The organism is Streptomyces sp. NPDC053665 (assembly GCF_055585285.1).
The window spans coordinates 528,207-545,116 of record NZ_JBVJKK010000001.1 but is presented as its reverse complement, the minus strand read 5'-3'; the positions used below and the strand labels follow the sequence as shown (position 1 = coordinate 545,116).

The window sequence follows — 16,910 nt, the reverse complement described above, 5'->3', positions numbered from 1 at the left end:
GAGGGCTTGCCCCGCAACCGCGGTGGCCGGAAACGTGTCTCACAACGCGGCCGGACCGCTCCGCCGGGGGGCGGGCGTGAGGTGGCCTCGGGGGGCTGGGATGGACGGATGGGCGGTGCCCGGATACACCGAGTCGCTGGAACTCGGGTCCGGGGCGAGCGGGCGGGTCGTGCTCGCCGTGCACGAGGAGACGGGCGTGCCCGTGGCCGTGAAGTACCTCAGCGAGTCCCTGCGCACCCGGCCGGGCTTCGTGCGCGGCTTCCGGGCGGAGGCGCGCCTGCTGGCCGGCCTCGACAGCCCGCACGTCGCCGGGCTGTACGAGTACGTGGAGAGCCCGGACGGCGCCGCCATCGTCATGGAGCTGGTGGAGGGCGTCTGCCTGCGCGCCATGCTGAAGCGGCGGGGGCCGCTGGAACCCGAGGCCGCGCTCGCCGTTCTGAAGGGGTCGCTGCTCGGTCTGGCCGACGCCCACCGCGTGGGCGTGGTCCACCGCGACTACAAGCCGGAGAACGTCCTGGTCGTGCCGGACGGGACCTCCACGCTCGTCGACTTCGGCATCGCGGTGGACGCCGGCACCGGCGGAGGCGTGGCGGGCACCCCCGCCTACATGGCCCCCGAGCAGTGGACCGGCGCCCCCGCCTCTCCCGCCGCCGACGTGTACGCGGCGACGGCCACCTTCTTCGAGTGCCTGACGGGGCACCGGCCGTACCCGGGCGACAACCTCGCGGAACTCGCACTCCAGCACGTCGACGCCCCCGTCCCCGCCGAGGAGGCCCCCAGGGCGGTGCGCGACCTGGTGCGCCGCGGCCTCGCCAAGGACCCGGACCTGCGGCCCGCCGGAGCCGAGGCGTTCGTCGCGGAGCTGGAGGCCGCCGCGGGCGCCGCCTACGGCGAGGACTGGGAGCGGCGCGGCCGCGCACGGCTCGCCGCGCTGGTCGCCCTGCTGCCGCTGCTGGTGCCGTCGAACCGCGGCACGCCCCGCACCACCACCGACACCGCGCGCACGGTCCTGCGCCGCGAGCCGGGAAGCGGGGGCGCCCGGGCCTGGCTGCCCGGCCGCGCCGGACTGCTCGTCTCCGCGGCCGCCGTGCTCCTCGGCGCCCTGCTGACCCAGGGGCTGTCGTACGACCCGGGGGCCGCCGCGCAGGGGGCGGCACAAGCCCTGGCGACCACCGGAACCGGGCCCGGGACGGGCGCCGGGGCTTCTCCCGCTCCGGCGGACTCGCCCCTGTCCCCGTCGTCCTCACCCGCCGCGTCCGGCGGCGCCTCGCCGGAACCCGGTGTCTCCACCACGGGCCCGGCGGGCACCGGCGCGACGCCCGCCGCCACCGGTGCGACGGACCCCGTCACGGCCGCCCCGCCCGCCGCGACGTCCGACCCGGGCACCCCTGCGACCACCGACCCCGCCACGCCCACCGGTTCGACCTCGCCCGCCGTGCCCGCCGTCAAGGACGTCACCGTGTCGGCCTGGCGGCAGACGGGCCCCACCACCGCCACGGCGACCGTCGAGATCACCACCGGCGGCACCGGGCCCGTCGCGATCACCCTCGCCTGGTCGACGGGCGACACGGCGGGGGAGCCGGGAACGGGGGACGGCGCGCCCCAGACGTTCGAGCGCAGCGGCGCCACCCGGTACACGCTCACCGCCGACCACACGTTCGGCGGCAGCGGCTGCTACTGGACCGTCCGGGCGACGACGTCCCCGGCCGCCGAGGACGGCGGTGCCTCGCAGCAACTCCTCACCAGGGGGTGCGACCTGCGATGACCGCACACGACGACGACGACCGCCCCGCCACGCCCGGCGCCGAGTACACGGACACCGTGCCGCTCACGGACTCGGCCGGGGCCACGTGTTCGGAGACGCTGCGGCTCCCCGGTCCGGCCGGGGCTGGGTGCTTGGAGACGCTGCCGCTCGCCGGTTCGGCCGGGGCCGCACGGTCCGGGACCGCCCCCCTTGTCGGCTCGGCCGACGCCACGGGCTCGGAGACCGTGCCGCTCGCCGGTTCGGCCGGGGCCGCACGGTCCGGGACCGCCCCGCTCGCCGCCTCGGCTGGGACCGCACAGTCCGGGACCGCCCCGCTCGCCGGTTTGGCTGGCGCCACGAATTCGGAGACCGTGCCGCTCATGGACTCCGCGAGCTCCGAGACGCTGCCGCTCGCCGGTTCGGCCGGGACCGCACGGTCCGGGACCGCCCCGCTCGTCGGCTCGGCCGAAGCCACGGGCTCGGAGACGCTGCCGCTCGTCGCCTCGGTCGGAGCCACGATCCCCGATGTCGCCCCGCCAACCGGGGCCACGATCCCCGACGTCGCCCCGCCACCCGGGGCCACGCGCCCCGAGTCCGCCCCGCCTCCCGGCCCGGCCGGGGACACGCGCCCCGAGGCCGCCCCCCTCACCGGCTCGGCCGAGGACGAGTACAGCGCCACCGTGCTGGCCAGCCACTGGGTGCAGCAGCCCGACCCGGACCGCACCCTGGTGGTGCAGCCCGGCGTGCCGGAGACCGCGGGCGCGGAGCCCGACCGCGTCGACGGGACCGTGCTGCGCTTCGGCCCGGGTGTCACCGCCGCCGGGCGCACCCACCGCACGCTCCCCGCGCTGCCCCAGCGCCCCGCACCGGCGGAGCGGCGCCTGCGTCGGCACGCCCTGCCCGCACTGGTCCTGCTCTGCGTCCTCGCGTTCCTCGCCTGGCAGCGCCTCGGCCCACCGCTCGCGGTCGGCTCCGTGACGGTCACCGCCCGGCCCACCGCGCTGGGCTGCGACGGCACGGCGGACATCACCGGCCTCGTCACCACCAACGGCCGTCCGGGCACGCTGTCCTACCGCTGGGTCCGCAGCGACGGCACCTCGTCCGGCGTGCTGAAGCAGGAGCTGGTCCGGGGCCGGACACAGGCACGCCTGCACCTGCGGTGGACCTTCCAGGGCCCGGGCGAGCGAGAGGCACGCGCCGAGCTGCGCATCCTGTCCCCGGCCCCCCGCACGGCCACCGCAGGCTTCACGTACTCCTGCCGCTGACGGCCCCACCCCCCGCGCGGGGTCACCCTCGGCGGTGTCCGGCTCCGGGGCGCCCGGGACCGCCCGGGCCCGGTGAGGCCGTCGGGCCGCTGCGGGAGACGACGCGGGTGCCCCGGCCGTCCACCACGCGGACCTGAAGCGAGCCGCACCCGCAGCGGGTCCACTCCGTACGGCCCGCCGCAGTGGCGTGCCGCGACAGCACCCGGAACGGCTCTCCGCCGTCCGGCCACCCGCAGTGCGGGCAGGCACCGGCACCTGTGCTGGTCATGACCGACTCCTCGTCTTCCAGGGGCTGTTGGGCCGTCGCGACACGACCAGCGTGCGCCGGGGAATCCGTACACGTCCAGGTTGACTTTCCGGACCGCACTGTGAAGCCTGGCCTGCATGATCGACCTGCGCCGGTTGCACGTCCTGAGGGCGGTCGCCCACTACGGCACGGTCACCGCCGCCGCCGGGGCCCTGCACGTCACCCCGTCCGCCGCCTCCCAGCAGATCCGTCAGCTCGCCCGTGAACTGGGCGTGGACCTGCTGGAACCGCAGGGGAGGGGCGTCCGGCTCACCCCGGCCGCCGAGAGCCTCCTGGCACACGCGGACGCCATCCAGGCCCGCTGGGACCGGGCGGAGCTCGACCTGCGGGCCGAGCACGGGGCGCCCTCCGGGGTGCTGCGGGTGACCGGCTTCCCGGTGGCCGTGACGGTGCTGCTGGTGCCGCTGGCGGTCCGGCTGGGGGAGCTGCACCCACGGCTCGCGGTGCGGATCACCGAGGCGGGTGTGCCGGAGAGCTTCGACCGGCTCTTCGAGGGCGACACCGATCTGGCGATCGTGGAGGTGACGCCGCGCAACCCGCCGATGAGCGACGCCCGCTTCGACCAACGGCCCCTGCTGGACGACCCGTACGACCTCGTCGTGCCGGAGGGGCACCGGCTGGCCGGGCGGGGCCCGGCCGATCTGGCCGAGGCGGCCCGGGAACCGTGGATCGCGCCGCTGCCGGAGAGCCCCTGCCGCCCGCACGTCATGTCCGCCTGCGGCGCCGCCGGATTCACCCCGGACATCGTCCACCACGCCCTCGACTGGAACGTCACCGCCCACCTGGTCGCCGCGGGCCTCGGCGTCGCGCTCGTCCCCCGCCTGGCCCGCCTCCACCCGGACCTGCCCCTCAGCCGGGTCCCCTGCACCGGCAACCCCCACCGCAAGTTCGTCTCCTGCGTCAGGGCCGGCGCCGACGCCCGTCCGGCCGTGGCGGCCGCCCTGGCCGAACTCCGCGACCTGGCGTCGACGGTGGCGAGCTGACGAGCGGCCCCGGCACCCGCCCCCCGGCACCCGCCCCCGCGCGGTGCGTCGCCGCCCCGGACCCGTCGGCGGCCCGGCGTCCCGCCCCGTCAGCGGCCCGGCGCCCCGACCCGCAGCGCGTCCATGACCAGGTCCAGCAGGCGGGCCGCCCGGGGCTGCCAGTCGCTGCGCGGGTCGAGCGTCCACAGGCCCCCGATGGCGAGGAACAGGTCGTCCACCGTGATCCCCGGGCGGATCGTCCCGGCCTGCTCGGCGGCCCGCAGCAGGCACTCGGCCGCCTCCGTCACCGGGGCGTGTCCCGGCTTCTGCGCCCCGGGCGCACCGGTGGCCTGCCGGATCGCGTCGGCCAGGCCGGCCTTGGTCATGGCGAACCGGGCCAGCCCGTCCATCCACTCACGCAGCGCCCGGTCGGGTTCCCGGCCGCACAGCAGCGGGGCAGCGGTGTCGGCGACCTGCTGCATCTCGTGGCGGTAGATCTCCAGGACAAGGGCCTCACGGGTGGGGAAATGGCGGTAGAAGGTCCCCTGCCCCACGCCGGCCTTCCTGGCGATCGTGCTCAGCGGGGTGTCGGCCGAGCGGGTCAGTTCGGCCAGGGCCACCTCCAGGATGCGCGCGCGGTTGCGCTGCGCGTCCGAGCGCAGGGGCGCTTCCCTGTTCTGGCCCACGGGCCCTCCTCGCGGTGATGGCCGAAACCCGGTCCTTGTTAAGCGGACAGTTGTCCGTTATGTTTCCGGGTAACGGACAACTGTCCGCTTGTTCCCATCGTATCGGCGTGCCGCCCGTGCGGGACAGCCCGGGGCGGCCGGACGCGGCCCACCTGCCCCGCATCCTGCCCGCTCGCGCACCGGCGCCGCCAGCCGCGGCGCCCACGCCCGACCCCGACCCGCCTCACCACGTGAGAGAGAAGGCTTCCATGGCCTCATCGACGTCCAGCGACCTCACCCTGTCCGTCAACGGCGAGAAGTACACGCTGACCGTCGACCACCGCACCACGCTGCTCGACGCCCTGCGGGAACGGCTCGACCTGACCGGCACCAAGAAGGGCTGCGACCAGGGCCAGTGCGGCGCCTGCACCGTCCTGGTCGACGGCCGCCGCAGCGTGGCCTGCCTCCAGCTGGCGGTCGCGGCCGAGGGGCGCGAGATCACCACCGTCGAGGGCGTGGCCGACGGCGACCGGCTGCACCCGGTGCAGCAGGCGTTCCTCGACCTCGACGGCTTCCAGTGCGGCTACTGCACCCCCGGCCAGATCTGCTCCGCCGTCGCCGTCATCGAGGAGCACGCCGCGGGCTGGCCGAGCGCCGCCACCGCGGACCTGCGGCCCGAGGCCGGGCCACCGCCCCTGACCCCCGAGGAGATCCGCGAGCGGATGAGCGGCAACCTGTGCCGCTGTGGCGCATACGTGTCCATAGTCCAGGCCGTGGCCCGCGCCGCCGAGGCGAACGGAGCGATGGCATGAGGGAGTTCGGCTACCACCGCGCCCACGACGTGGCCGGCGCGGTCGCACTGCTCGACGGCGACACGGACGCCCGCTTCCTGGGCGGCGGCACCAACCTGGTCGACCTGATGAAGACCGGCGTCGAACGCCCGGCGCGGCTCGTCGACGTACGCGAACTGCCCCTGGACCGCATCGAGTCGACCCCCGAGGGCGGTCTGCGCATCGGCGCCACCGCCACCAACAGCGACTTGGCCGCCCACCACGAGGTCCGGCGCCGCTACCCGGTCCTGGCCCAGGCGGTCCTGGCCGGGGCCTCCGGGCAGCTGCGCAACATGGCCACGGTCGGCGGCAACCTGCTCCAGCGCACCCGCTGCGGCTACTTCACCGACGTCGACTCGCCCTGCAACAAGCGCGATCCGGGCAGCGGCTGTCCCGCCCTCACCGGCGAGCACCACAATCACGCCATCCTCGGCGCCTCCGATCACTGCGTCGCCACCCACCCCTCCGACATGGGCGTGGCCCTGACCGCCCTCGATGCCCGCGTCTCCTACGAGACGGCGGACGGCCCCGGCGAGCTGCCGATCACCGACCTCTATCTGCCGGTGGGGGAGACGCCGCACCGGGAGACCGCTCTGCCGCGGGGCGCCCTCATCACCGCCGTCACCCTGCCGCCCGCCCCCACGGCGGCCAACTCCCGCTACCGCAAGGTGCGCGAGCGCGCCTCGTACGCCTTCGCCATCGGCTCGGTCGCCGCCGCCCTCGACGTGAGGGACGGCGTCGTGCACGACGTGCGCCTCGCCTTCGGCGCCGTCGCCTCCCGCCCCTGGCGGGCGTTCGCGGCCGAGCGCGTCCTGACCGGCGCCCCGGCCGGCGCCGACACCTTCGCGGCCGCCGCGGACGCCGAACTGGCCGCCGCCCGGCCCCTGCCCCGCAACGGATACAAGGTGACCCTTATGCGCAACCTCGTCGTGGCCGTCCTCAGCGAACTCGCCGAGGAGGCCGCCCGATGACCACCGCCACCACCGGCCGGTCCGCCGCCGGGCGGGTGACCGGCACCGCCCACACACGGGTGGAGGGCCGCGACAAGGTCACCGGCGCGGCGCGGTACGCCGGGGAGATCCCGTTCGCCGAACTCGCCCACGGCTGGCTCGTGCTGTCCACCGTCGCCCGCGGCCGCGTCCGTGCCCTGGAGACCGACACGGTCCTGGCGATGCCCGGCGTGCTCACCGTGCTCACCCACCACAATGCCCCGCGCGTCGACACCGACTTCGTCGGCATGATGGGCGTCCCGCCGGACCCCGGCGTCGCCCTCTTCCAGCACGACTGGGTGCCCCATCTGGGCTGGCCGGTGGCCCTTGTCGTCGCCGAGACGTCCGAACAGGCCAGGGAGGCCGCCGAGACGCTCGTCGTGCACTACGACGAGGAGCCGCACGACGTGGCGTTCTCGGCCGGGCGTGAGGCCGAGGCGTACCCGCTCGACGGGCACATGCCGGCCGTCGTGGAGAAGGGCGACCTCGACCGGGAACTCGCCGCGTCCGCCGTCGTGGTGGACGCCGAGTACACCACCCCGGAGGAGCACCACAACCCGATGGAGCCGCACGCGGCGACCGCCCGCTGGGAAGGCGGCCGGCTGGAGGTCGTCGACTCCAACCAGGGCACCCAGTGGGTCGCGGGGGAGCTCGCGAACCTGTTCTCCCTCGACCCGGGGGCCGTGCGGGTGCGCTCCGAGCACGTCGGCGGCGGTTTCGGCAGCAAGGGCGTACGCGCCCACCAGGTGGCCGCCGTGATGGCCGCGACCGTGCTGCACCGGCCCGTGCGGGTCGTCATGACCCGCCGTCAGATGTTCTCGCTCGCCGGCTACCGCAGTCCCACCGCGCAGAGGGTCCGCCTCGGGGCCGATCCGGACGGGCGGCTGCGCGCCCTGGAGCACCGCTCGCTGAACCAGACCTCGACCGTGCACGAGTTCGTCGAGCCGAGCGCCGCGGCCGGCCGGTCGATGTACGCCGCCGACGCCCACCACACGGTCAGCCGGCTGGTACGGCTCGACGTGCCCACCCCGACCTGGATGCGCGCCCCGGGCGAGGCTCCGGGCTCGTTCGCGCTGGAGTCGGCGCTGGACGAACTCGCCGAGAAGTGCGGTGTGGACCCGATCGACCTGCGCCTGCGCAACGAACCCGCCGTGGGCCCGGTGTCGGGACTGCCGTTCGCCGGGCGGAACCTCGTCGCCTGCTTCCGCGAGGGGGCCCGCAGGTTCGGCTGGGCGGAGCGCGACCCGCGCCCGGGCGTGCGCCGCGAGGGGCGCTGGCTGCTCGGCACGGGCACCGCGGCCGCCTCCTTCCCGGCGATGGCCATGCCCTCCACGGCGTCCGTGACGGCCGAGGCCGACGGCACCTTCACGGTCCGGATCAACGCCGCCGACATCGGCACCGGCGCCCGGACCGCGCTCACCCTGGTCGCCGCCGACGCCCTGGACGTGCCCACCGAGCGCGTGCTGGTGCGGATCGGCGACAGCGACCTCGGCCCCGCGATGATCGCCGGCGGTTCCGCGGGCACCCGCTCCTGGGCCTGGGCCGTCACGGCCGCGGCGGAGGAACTGCGCCGCGACCTCGTGCCCGGCGCGGACATCCCGCCGCAGGGCATCACCGTACGGTCGGACACGACGGAGGCCGTCGGGGCGCTCGCGCAGAAGGAACGGCACTCCTTCGGGGCGCAGTTCGCCGAGGTCGCGGTCGACCCGGCGACCGGGGAGGTCCGGGTGCGCCGCATGCTGGGCGTCTTCGCGGCCGGCCGGATCGTCAACCCCCTCACCGCCCGCAACCAGCTCGTCGGCGGCATGATCTGGGGCCTGTCCATGGCCCTGCACGAGGAGGCCGTCCGGGACCCGGCGAGCGGCGGTGTCTACGGCGCCGACCTGGCCGGCTACCACGTCGCCGCGCACGCCGACGTCCCGCACGTCGAGGCCGACTGGGTCGACGACCCCGACCCCGACGACCCGGTCGGCATCAAGGGCATCGGCGAGGTCGGCATCGTGGGGGCGGCCGCCGCGATCGCCAACGCGGTGTGGCACGCGACCGGCGTGCGCCACCGCGACCTGCCGATCCGGCCCGACCGCGTCCTGTCGGCGGGCGGCGATGCTTGATCTGGCCGGGGCCCTGCACGCCTGGGCCGAGGAGGGCCGGGACTTCGCCGTCGCCACCGTCGTCGCCGTCGGCGGGAGCGCCCCGCGCCCGCCGGGGGCGGCCCTGGCCGTCGACTCGGCCGGCGAGGCGATCGGCTCGGTCTCCGGGGGCTGCGTCGAGGGCGCCGTGTACGACCTGTGCCGCCAGGCCCTGCGCGACGGCGAGCCGCTGACCGAGCGGTTCGGCTACAGCGACGAGGACGCCTTCGCCGTGGGGCTGACCTGCGGCGGGACGATCGACGTGCTGGTCGTCCCGTACTCCGCCGGGCGGCCGGTGCACGAGGCCGCGCTGTCCGCCGCCGCGGACGGTGAGCCGGTGGCCCTGGCCCGGGTGGCCCGGGGCCCGGCCGGGCTGCTCGGCCGGGCCCTGCTGGTCCGTCCCGACGGCTCGTACGACGGCGGACTCGGCGGCGGCGCGGAGCTGGACCGCACCGCGCGCGCCGAGGCCGGTGCGCTGCTGGACGCGGGCCGGACCGGCACGGTCGAGCTCTCCGAGGACGGCACGCTGTGCCCGGGGGGTGTCACCCTGCTCGTGGAGTCGGCCGTGCCCCCGCCCCGCATGATCGTCTTCGGTGCGATCGACTTCGCGGCGGCCCTCGTGCGGGCGGGGCGGTTCCTCGGCTACCACGTCACGGTGTGCGACGCCCGGCCGGTCTTCGCCACCCGGGCCCGGTTCCCGGACGCCGACGAGATCGTCGTCGACTGGCCCGACCGGTACCTGCGGCGCACGGGCACCGACGCGCGCACGGTCCTGTGCGTGCTGACCCACGATGCCAAGTTCGACGTGCCCCTGCTGCGGGAGGCGCTGCGCCGGCCGGCCGCCTACATCGGTGCCATGGGCTCGCGCCGCACCCACGAGGACCGGGAACGGCGGTTGCGGGAGGCGGGGGTGGGCAGCCGCGAGCTGGCCCGGCTGAGGTCCCCGATCGGTCTCGACCTGGGCGCCCGTACGCCGGAGGAGACCGCCGTGTCCATCGCGGCGGAGATCATCGCGCAGCGGCACGGCGGGACGGGCGCCCCGCTCACCGGCACGGCCGCCCCGATCCACCGGGCGGACAGGCAGCCGCAGGCGGCCTGAGCGGTCCGCCCGCGGCGGGACGCGGACACGCCGGAGGGGCCGGGACCGTCGACGGTCCCGGCCCCTCCGGGCGCGCGGGGGTGCGGGCGGGGTCAGGCCGCGGCCGGCTCCGTGACGAAGCCCTGGAGGTGGCTGATGACCTCGGTCAGCTGCCCGGCGACCTCGGCGTCGTCGGCCGGGTGCGTCTCGGCGAAGCGGGTGACCGAGCCGGGGATGGAGAGCTTGACGTCCTCCAGCACCTTGCCGCCGGCGATGCCCACGGCCTTGCGGGTCTCGTCGTGCGCCCAGACACCGCCGTACTGGCCGAAGGCGGTGCCGATGACGGCGACCGGCTTGGCGCTGAGGGCACCGGCACCGTACGGGCGGGACAGCCAGTCGATGGCGTTCTTCAGCACGGCCGGGATGGTGCCGTTGTACTCGGGGGTGAACAGGATCAGGGCGTCGGCGGCGCCGGCGGCCTCGCGCAGCTTCGCGGCGGCGGCCGGGACGCTGCCCTCGACGTCGATGTCCTCGTTGTAGAAGGGGATCTCGGCGAGGCCCTCGAACAGTTCCACCTCGGCCCCCTCGGGCGCGAGCTTGACCGACGCCTCGGCGAGCTGGCGGTTGTGCGAACCGGCGCGCAGGCTGCCGACGAGGGCGAGGATACGAACAGACATGCTGACTCCTACGTAAGGAAAGGGTGCTCTCAAGCTGAGGTCGCGATCCGGACCGGGGTCCGCTTTTCGTTTGTAGCATCCTAACCGGACCGCGGTCCAGTTTTGTTCCCGATGCTTTACGCTGGCTTCATGTCCGCCGTTCCACCGTCCCTTCCGACGCCCCAGGAGCCCGTCGACCGTCCTGAGCTGCTCCAGCTCGGCTCCGCCCTGGAGGCGGACGAACCCTGCCTGCGCGCCGACGCCGCCCGCAACCGCGCCCGGCTGCTGGAGGCCGCCGCCCGGCTGGTGGCGGAGCGCGGCGCGGACGCCGTCACGATGGAGGCGGTGGCCGCGGCGGCCTGCGTCGGCAAGGGCACGGTCTTCCGCCGCTTCGGCGACCGCACGGGCCTGCTCACGGCGCTGCTCGACCACTCCGAGCGGAAGTTCCAGGCCGCGTTCCTCACCGGCCCGCCCCCGCTCGGACCGGGAGCGCCGCCGGTGGAGCGGCTGCGGGCGTTCGGCCGGGCGTCGCTGCGCAGGTCGGCCGACGAACTGGAACTGCAGCTGGCGGCCGAGCCGGACCCCGGACGCCGCTTCGTGGCCCCGCCCCGCCGCGTCCTCCAGCACCATGTGGCGATGCTGCTGCGCCAGGCGGTCCCCGAGGCGGACTGCGAGCTGCTCGCCCACACCCTCATGGGCCAGCTCGACCCGGCTCTCGTCCACCACCTGACCAGGCAGTGCGGCCTGCCCCTGTCCCGGCTGGAGGCGGCCTGGACCGACCTGGTCGACCGGGTGACAGGGACCGGCCCGACGAGCTGAGCGGACCCCGCGCCGGACCGTGAGGCGCTCACGGCATCCTCACAACTCCCCCGCCGCGAGCGCGCATTGGGGCTTCTGCCAAGATGCCGTACGTCATGGTGCAGATACCGAAAACGCCCGCGCCCCCGACCCCGTCGCGCTCGGTGCCCACGAGTGCGGACGTGGCCCGCCTGGCCGGCGTCTCGCGCGCGACCGTCTCCTACGTCCTCAACAACACCGGCGCCGTACGGATCAGCGAGCCCACCCGGCGCCGCGTGCACGACGCCGCCAGAGAACTCGGGTACGTGCCGCACGCGGCGGCCCGCAGCCTGCGCGCCGGGCACAGCCGCATGGTGCTGATCCCCGCGCCGACGTTCCCCGTCGGCCCCCTCTACAGCCGGTTCCTCACCGACCTCCAGGGAGCGCTCGGCGCCCTGGACTACACGGTCGTGCAGTACGGCACCGGCGGCCCGCACGGGGACGAGGCGGCCCGCGCCTGGGCCGAGTTGCGGCCCGTGGCCGTGCTCGTACCCGGTTCCGGACTCGGCCCGCGCGGTGTCGCCGTGCTCAAGCGCTCCGGCGCCCGGGCCGTGGTCACCCTCGGCCCCGAGACCATCGAGGGCGCGCACGCCCTGCTCATGGACCACGACGTGGTCGGGCACAGCGCGGGCGCCCACCTGTACGACCGCGGCCGGCGCCGGATCGGCGTGGTCGTCCCGCAGGAAAGGGGCCTGGACGCGTTCTCCGCACCCCGGCTCGACGGGGTGCGCCAGTCCGTGCGCGGCACGGACGCCACGGTCACCGAACTGCCCCTGGCCTACGACGAACAGGAGGCGGCACGGCTCGCCGCCCGCTGGCGGCAACTCGGCCTGGACGCGGTGTTCACCTACAACGACGAGTACGCGATGCTGCTGATGCGGGCCCTGCAGGACGAGGGCGTCCGCGTCCCCGAGGAGACGGCCGTGATCGGCGCCGACGACCTCGTGCTGGGACGGCTGCTGCGGCCACGGCTGAGCACGGTCCGGCTCAAGCTGCCGTCGGGCCGGGAACTGGCCGAGCTGGTCGACCGCGCGGTCCGCCGGCCCGGCACCGAACCGGAGACCCACAAGGTCCTGGGTGCGACGGTCCTGCACCGCGAATCGAGCTGACCCGCGCGCCGGCCCCGGGGGGCTCGGGGCAGGAGGCCGGGCCCCGGCGGGGGAGCCGGAGCCCCCCGCGGGGTCACTCGCCCGGCTGCTGGGCCTGCTGCTGGGCGATCGCCTTGCGGACCTCGTCCATGTCGAGGTTCCTGGCCTGTCCGATGACGTCCGTCAGCGCGGCCTCGGGCAGGGCTCCCGGCTGGGCGAACACGGCCACCTGGTCGCGCACGATCATCAGCGTCGGGATCGACTGGATGCCGAAGGCCTCGGCCAGCTCCGGCTGCGCCTCGGTGTCCACCTTGCCGAACACCAGGTCCGGGTTCTCCTCCGCAGCCTTCTCGTAGACCGGCGCGAACTGCCGGCACGGCCCGCACCAGGACGCCCAGAAGTCGATCAGGACGAACTCGTTGTCGGTGACCGTCTGGTCGAAGTTCTCCTTGGTGAGCTCCACGGTGCTCATGGCGTTCATCCCTCTTCCTGGTGTGGGGTCAAGCCGTCGGCACAACACGGCCGGCCGGACACGTATTCCGCGCCCCTACCCATGTGGCCAGGGTGCACACCACCCACCAGACTGACCCCATGACGGAAACGGAAACCAACACGTACGACGTCGTGGTCCTCGGGGCCGGGCCCGTGGGGGAGAACGTCGCCGACCGCACCCGCGCCGCCGGGCTGACCACCGCGGTCGTGGAGAGCGAGCTGGTCGGAGGCGAGTGCTCCTACTGGGCGTGCATGCCCAGCAAGGCCCTGCTGCGGCCGGTCATCGCCCGTGCGGACGCCCGGCGCGTGCCCGGGCTCCGCCAGGCGGTGCAGGGCCCCCTCGACGCCGCCGCGGTCCTCGCCCACCGGAACTACTACACCTCCGACTGGCACGACGACGGCCAGGTCCGGTGGCTGGAGTCCACCGGCGCCGAGCTCCACCGCGGACACGGCCGGCTCTCCGGCCCCCGCACGGTCACGGTCACCCGCCCCGACGGCACCGAGGCCGTCCTGAGCGCCCGGCACGCCGTGGCCGTCTGCACCGGCACCCGTGCCGCGCTGCCCGACCTGCCCGGCATCGACTCCGTCAAGCCCTGGACCAGCCGGGAGGCGACCGGCTCCCAGAGCGTGCCCGGCAGCCTGATCGTCGTCGGCGGCGGTGTGGTCGCCGCCGAGATGGCCACCGTCTGGCAGTCCCTCGGCTCCCGGGTGACGATGCTCGTCCGCGGCAAGGGCCTGCTGCCCCGGATGGAGCCCTTCGCCGGGGAACTCGTCGCCGAGGCGCTCAGCGAGGCCGGCGCCGACATCCGCACGGGCGTCTCGGTGGAGTCGGTGACCCGTGAGAACGGCACCGTCGTGGCCGTCACCGACCGGGGGGAGCGCATCGAGGCCGACGAGATCCTCTTCGCCACCGGCCGCGCCCCGCGCACCGCCGACATCGGGCTGGACACCATCGGTCTCGACCCCGGCAGCTGGCTGCCGGTCGACGACAGCCTCCGCGTGACCGGCCACGACTGGCTGTACGCGGTCGGCGACGTCAACCGGCGCGCTCTGCTGACCCATCAGGGCAAGTACCAGGCCCGCATCGCCGGCGCCGCCATCGCCGCCCGGGCCACCGGCGAGGAGCCGGCGGCCGAGCCCTGGGGGGCGCACGCGGCGACCGCCGACCACGGCGCCGTCCCCCAGGTGGTGTTCACCGACCCCGAGGCGGCGGCCGTCGGGCTGTCGCTCGCCGAGGCCGAGCAGGCCGGGCACCGGGTCAAAGCCGTCGACGTGGACATGTCCTCCGTCGCCGGGGCGGGCCTGTACGCCGACGGCTACAAGGGCCGCGCCCGCATGGTCGTGGACCTGGAGGACGAGATCCTGCGCGGGGTCACCCTCGTCGGCCCCGGCGTGGGCGAGCTGATCCACTCCGCGACGATCGCCGTCGCCGGGCAGGTCCCGGTCGGCCGCCTGTGGCACGCCGTTCCGTCCTACCCGACGATCAGCGAGGTGTGGCTGCGCCTGCTGGAGGCCTACCGGGACGCCTGACCGGGCGGCCCCGGCGGCTCCGGCCGGGCGCAGCGGGGCCGCCCCGGCCTCAGCCCCGGCCGCCGCCCCGGCCTCAGTCCCGGCCGCCGGGCCGGGCCGGGGCCCGTCGCGCTTCCTACGGCAGGGGGAAGCCGAGTGCCCGGGCGGCCGCCTCCGGCGTCGGCTGCGCCCAGCGCTCGGCCGCCGCCTGGTTCGACGACAGGGACCGCGGCTCGGCGCGGTCCAGGTAGAGGACACCGTCGAGGTGGTCCGTCTCGTGCTGCACGATCCGGGCGGGCCAGCCGGTGAACACCTCGTCCAGAGCCCGCCCGTGCTCGTCCCGGGCGGTCAGCCGCACCTGGGCGGCCCGCGCCACCACCGCCTGGTAGCCCGGTACGCTCAGGCAGCCCTCGAAGAACGCCGCCCGCGCGTCACCGGCCGGTTCGCAGGAGGGGTTGACCAGCACCCGGAACGGCTGCGGCACCCGTCCCCGCGCGAGTCGCACCTCCTCGGGCACGGGCGCCGGATCCTCGATCACCGCGATCCTGAGCCCCACGCCCACCTGCGGCGCGGCCAGCCCGACGCCCGGCGCCGCCCGCATGGTCACCCGCAGCGCCTCGACGAACCGGGCGAACAGCGCCGGGTCCAGCTGGCCGTCGTAGGGCTCGGCGGGGCGCCGCAGTACCGGGTCCCCCGCGGCGACGATGGCCAACGGGCCACCAGCGGCGAGGAGTTCCTCCAGCCGCTCGGCCAGGGGTGCGTGATCGCTCGGAGTTCCCATCGCGCCAGGATGACACGGCACCCCCCGCCCTCGTGTGGCGCACATCACACATCACTTCCGGGAACTGGACGGCCCCGCGCCCCGACTCCTGCACCACAACGGCCCGAGACGTCCCCCGGAGAAGCCCGCCGATGACCACCGCTCCCTCGACCACCACGGACGAGGCCCCGCAACCCTCCGCCCCCGCACCGGCCCGGAGCAGCTGGGCCCCCCTGCGCCCGCTGATCCTCCGGCTGCACTTCTACGCCGGTGTGCTGGTGGCTCCCTTCCTCCTCGTCGCCGCCGTCACCGGCCTGCTGTACGCGGCCTCGTTCCAGGCCGAGAAGATCGTGTACGAGCACGAACTGACCGTCCCGGTGGGCGAGCGGAAACTGCCCATCGGGGAGCAGGTGGCCGCCGCCCGCACGGCCCACCCGGAGGGCACGATCTCGGCGGTGCGCCCCTCGCCCGAGGCCGACGCCACGACCAGGGTCATGCTCTCCGGCGTCCCGGGCGTCGACGAGGGCCACACGCTGGCCGTCTTCGTCGACCCCTACACCGCGCAGGTGCGCGGGGCCCTCGAACAGTACGGCTCGACCGGCGCGCTGCCGCTGCGCACCTGGATCGACGAGTTCCACCGGGATCTGCACCTGGGGGAGAGCGGACGGCTGTACAGCGAACTGGCGGCCAGCTGGCTGTGGGTGATCTCGGCCGGTGGACTGGTGCTGTGGTTCTCCCGCCGCCGGGCCCTGCGCAGGGTCCGCGGGACCAAGGGGCGGCGCCGCACCCTCGGACTGCACGGCAGCGTGGGCGTGTGGGCGGCGACCGGCTTCGTCTTCCTGTCGGCGACCGGCCTGACCTGGTCGGCCTACGCCGGTGCCCACATCGACGAGTTGCGGACCTCCCTGGGGCACGCGACCCCCTCGGTGTCGGCGGCCGCGGGCGGTGAGCACTCCGGTCACGGCGCGGCCGCCGGGCAGGCGGGAGACGCCTCCCACGGCGTCGGCCTGGACAAGGTGCTGGCGGCCGCGCGGGCCGAACGGCTCACCGACCCGGTGGAGATCGTCCCGCCCGCCGACGCGAACTCGGCCTACGTCGTCAAGCAGGTGGGCCGGGGCTGGCCGACGAAGCAGGACGCCGTCGCCGTCGACCCGGCGAGCGGGCAGGTCACGGACGTCCTGCGGTTCGCCGACCACCCCGTGCTCGCGAAGCTCACCCGCTGGGGCATCGACCTGCACACCGGCGTCCTGTTCGGCCTCGCCAACCAGCTCCTGCTGATGGCGCTGACCCTGTCCCTGATCCTGCTGATCGTCTGGGGCTACCGCATGTGGTGGCAGCGCGGCCGGGGCAGCGCCTTCGGCCGGCCGATCCCGCGGGGCGCCTGGCAGCAGGTGCCTCCCCAGATCCTGGTGCCGCTGCTGGCCGGGGTCGCCGTACTCGGCTACTTCCTGCCCCTGTTCGGCATTCCGCTCGCGGTGTTCCTCGCCGTCGACATCCTGCTGGGCGAGATCGCCCACCGGCGCGGGCGGCGGTCGTACGGCCCCGGCGCGCCCGCGAAGTAGCGGGCCGGAGGGCACCGCGTCCGGTGCGGGCCTCCGG

At 75.5% G+C, this 16,910-nt stretch carries 16 protein-coding genes; 11 read left to right on the top strand and 5 right to left on the bottom strand.

Features of this window, described 5'->3' with window-relative positions; translation table 11 throughout:
- The first annotated feature begins 100 nt into the window (after nucleotides 1-100).
- Complete coding sequence (locus ACZ6ZN_RS02355; RefSeq protein WP_469642475.1) at nucleotides 101-1,765, top strand: serine/threonine-protein kinase; 1,665 nt, start codon at nucleotides 101-103, stop codon at nucleotides 1,763-1,765.
- Nucleotides 1,762-3,009 (top strand): hypothetical protein, encoded by a 1,248-nt coding sequence (locus ACZ6ZN_RS02350; protein WP_469642473.1) that lies wholly within the window; start codon nucleotides 1,762-1,764, stop codon nucleotides 3,007-3,009. Before ACZ6ZN_RS02355 ends, ACZ6ZN_RS02350 begins: the two co-directional genes overlap by 4 nt.
- A 22-nt stretch (nucleotides 3,010-3,031) precedes the next feature.
- Here the strand turns inward: ACZ6ZN_RS02350 and ACZ6ZN_RS02345 are convergent, their stop codons facing one another.
- Nucleotides 3,032-3,277, bottom strand: a complete 246-nt coding sequence (locus tag ACZ6ZN_RS02345) for a hypothetical protein (protein WP_469642471.1) — start codon at nucleotides 3,275-3,277, stop codon at nucleotides 3,032-3,034.
- 116 nt (nucleotides 3,278-3,393) lie between these two features.
- Here ACZ6ZN_RS02345 and ACZ6ZN_RS02340 point away from each other — a divergent pair, with 116 nt between their 5' ends.
- Nucleotides 3,394-4,299 (top strand): LysR family transcriptional regulator, encoded by a 906-nt coding sequence (locus ACZ6ZN_RS02340; RefSeq protein ID WP_469642469.1) that lies wholly within the window; start codon nucleotides 3,394-3,396, stop codon nucleotides 4,297-4,299.
- 89 nt (nucleotides 4,300-4,388) lie between these two features.
- Here ACZ6ZN_RS02340 and ACZ6ZN_RS02335 read toward each other — a convergent pair whose 3' ends face one another.
- Nucleotides 4,389-4,964: a TetR/AcrR family transcriptional regulator gene (locus ACZ6ZN_RS02335; protein WP_469642467.1), complete on the bottom strand. Its 576-nt coding sequence runs from the start codon at nucleotides 4,962-4,964 to the stop codon at nucleotides 4,389-4,391.
- Between the two features lie 248 nt (nucleotides 4,965-5,212).
- Between ACZ6ZN_RS02335 and ACZ6ZN_RS02330 the strand changes: the two genes are divergently transcribed.
- From ACZ6ZN_RS02330 to ACZ6ZN_RS02315, 4 genes are read left to right on the top strand one after another with little or no spacing between them, the layout of a single operon-like run.
- Entirely contained in the window at nucleotides 5,213-5,755 is a 543-nt protein-coding gene (locus tag ACZ6ZN_RS02330) for a (2Fe-2S)-binding protein (RefSeq protein ID WP_469642464.1), read from the top strand.
- Complete coding sequence (locus ACZ6ZN_RS02325) at nucleotides 5,752-6,744, top strand: FAD binding domain-containing protein (protein ID WP_469642462.1); 993 nt, start codon at nucleotides 5,752-5,754, stop codon at nucleotides 6,742-6,744. Before ACZ6ZN_RS02330 ends, ACZ6ZN_RS02325 begins: the two co-directional genes overlap by 4 nt.
- Complete coding sequence (locus ACZ6ZN_RS02320) at nucleotides 6,741-8,873, top strand: xanthine dehydrogenase family protein molybdopterin-binding subunit (RefSeq protein WP_469642460.1); 2,133 nt, start codon at nucleotides 6,741-6,743, stop codon at nucleotides 8,871-8,873. Before ACZ6ZN_RS02325 ends, ACZ6ZN_RS02320 begins: the two co-directional genes overlap by 4 nt.
- Nucleotides 8,866-9,990, top strand: coding sequence for an XdhC family protein (locus tag ACZ6ZN_RS02315; protein WP_469642458.1), 1,125 nt, complete (start codon nucleotides 8,866-8,868; stop codon nucleotides 9,988-9,990). Before ACZ6ZN_RS02320 ends, ACZ6ZN_RS02315 begins: the two co-directional genes overlap by 8 nt.
- Before the next feature lie 92 nt (nucleotides 9,991-10,082).
- Here ACZ6ZN_RS02315 and ACZ6ZN_RS02310 read toward each other — a convergent pair whose 3' ends face one another.
- Nucleotides 10,083-10,646 (bottom strand): NAD(P)H-dependent oxidoreductase, encoded by a 564-nt coding sequence (locus tag ACZ6ZN_RS02310; RefSeq protein WP_398107655.1) that lies wholly within the window; start codon nucleotides 10,644-10,646, stop codon nucleotides 10,083-10,085.
- Between the two features lie 129 nt (nucleotides 10,647-10,775).
- Between ACZ6ZN_RS02310 and ACZ6ZN_RS02305 the strand changes: the two genes are divergently transcribed.
- Both ACZ6ZN_RS02305 and ACZ6ZN_RS02300 read left to right on the top strand, forming a co-directional pair.
- Nucleotides 10,776-11,444, top strand: coding sequence for a TetR/AcrR family transcriptional regulator (locus tag ACZ6ZN_RS02305; RefSeq protein WP_469642456.1), 669 nt, complete (start codon nucleotides 10,776-10,778; stop codon nucleotides 11,442-11,444).
- Nucleotides 11,445-11,539: 95 nt separating this feature from the next.
- Nucleotides 11,540-12,571 carry a LacI family DNA-binding transcriptional regulator gene (locus ACZ6ZN_RS02300; protein WP_469642454.1) on the top strand — a complete coding sequence of 344 codons (1,032 nt, stop codon included), beginning with the start codon at nucleotides 11,540-11,542 and terminating at the stop codon, nucleotides 12,569-12,571.
- Between the two features lie 73 nt (nucleotides 12,572-12,644).
- Here ACZ6ZN_RS02300 and trxA read toward each other — a convergent pair whose 3' ends face one another.
- Nucleotides 12,645-13,031, bottom strand: coding sequence for a thioredoxin (gene trxA / locus ACZ6ZN_RS02295; protein WP_333936520.1), 387 nt, complete (start codon nucleotides 13,029-13,031; stop codon nucleotides 12,645-12,647).
- Nucleotides 13,032-13,141: 110 nt separating this feature from the next.
- On the opposite strand from trxA, the gene ACZ6ZN_RS02290 reads away from it, so the two are divergent.
- Entirely contained in the window at nucleotides 13,142-14,572 is a 1,431-nt protein-coding gene (locus tag ACZ6ZN_RS02290; RefSeq protein ID WP_469642452.1) for a dihydrolipoyl dehydrogenase family protein, read from the top strand.
- A gap of 115 nt (nucleotides 14,573-14,687) precedes the next feature.
- Here the strand turns inward: ACZ6ZN_RS02290 and ACZ6ZN_RS02285 are convergent, their stop codons facing one another.
- On the bottom strand, nucleotides 14,688-15,332 hold the full coding sequence (locus ACZ6ZN_RS02285) for a peptide deformylase (protein ID WP_469642450.1): 645 nt from the start codon (nucleotides 15,330-15,332) through the stop codon (nucleotides 14,688-14,690).
- 131 nt (nucleotides 15,333-15,463) lie between these two features.
- On the opposite strand from ACZ6ZN_RS02285, the gene ACZ6ZN_RS02280 reads away from it, so the two are divergent.
- The gene (locus ACZ6ZN_RS02280; RefSeq protein ID WP_469642448.1) at nucleotides 15,464-16,873 is read left to right on the top strand and encodes a PepSY-associated TM helix domain-containing protein; all 1,410 of its coding nucleotides are present in this window, start codon (nucleotides 15,464-15,466) and stop codon (nucleotides 16,871-16,873) included.
- Nucleotides 16,874-16,910: the final 37 nt, after the last annotated feature.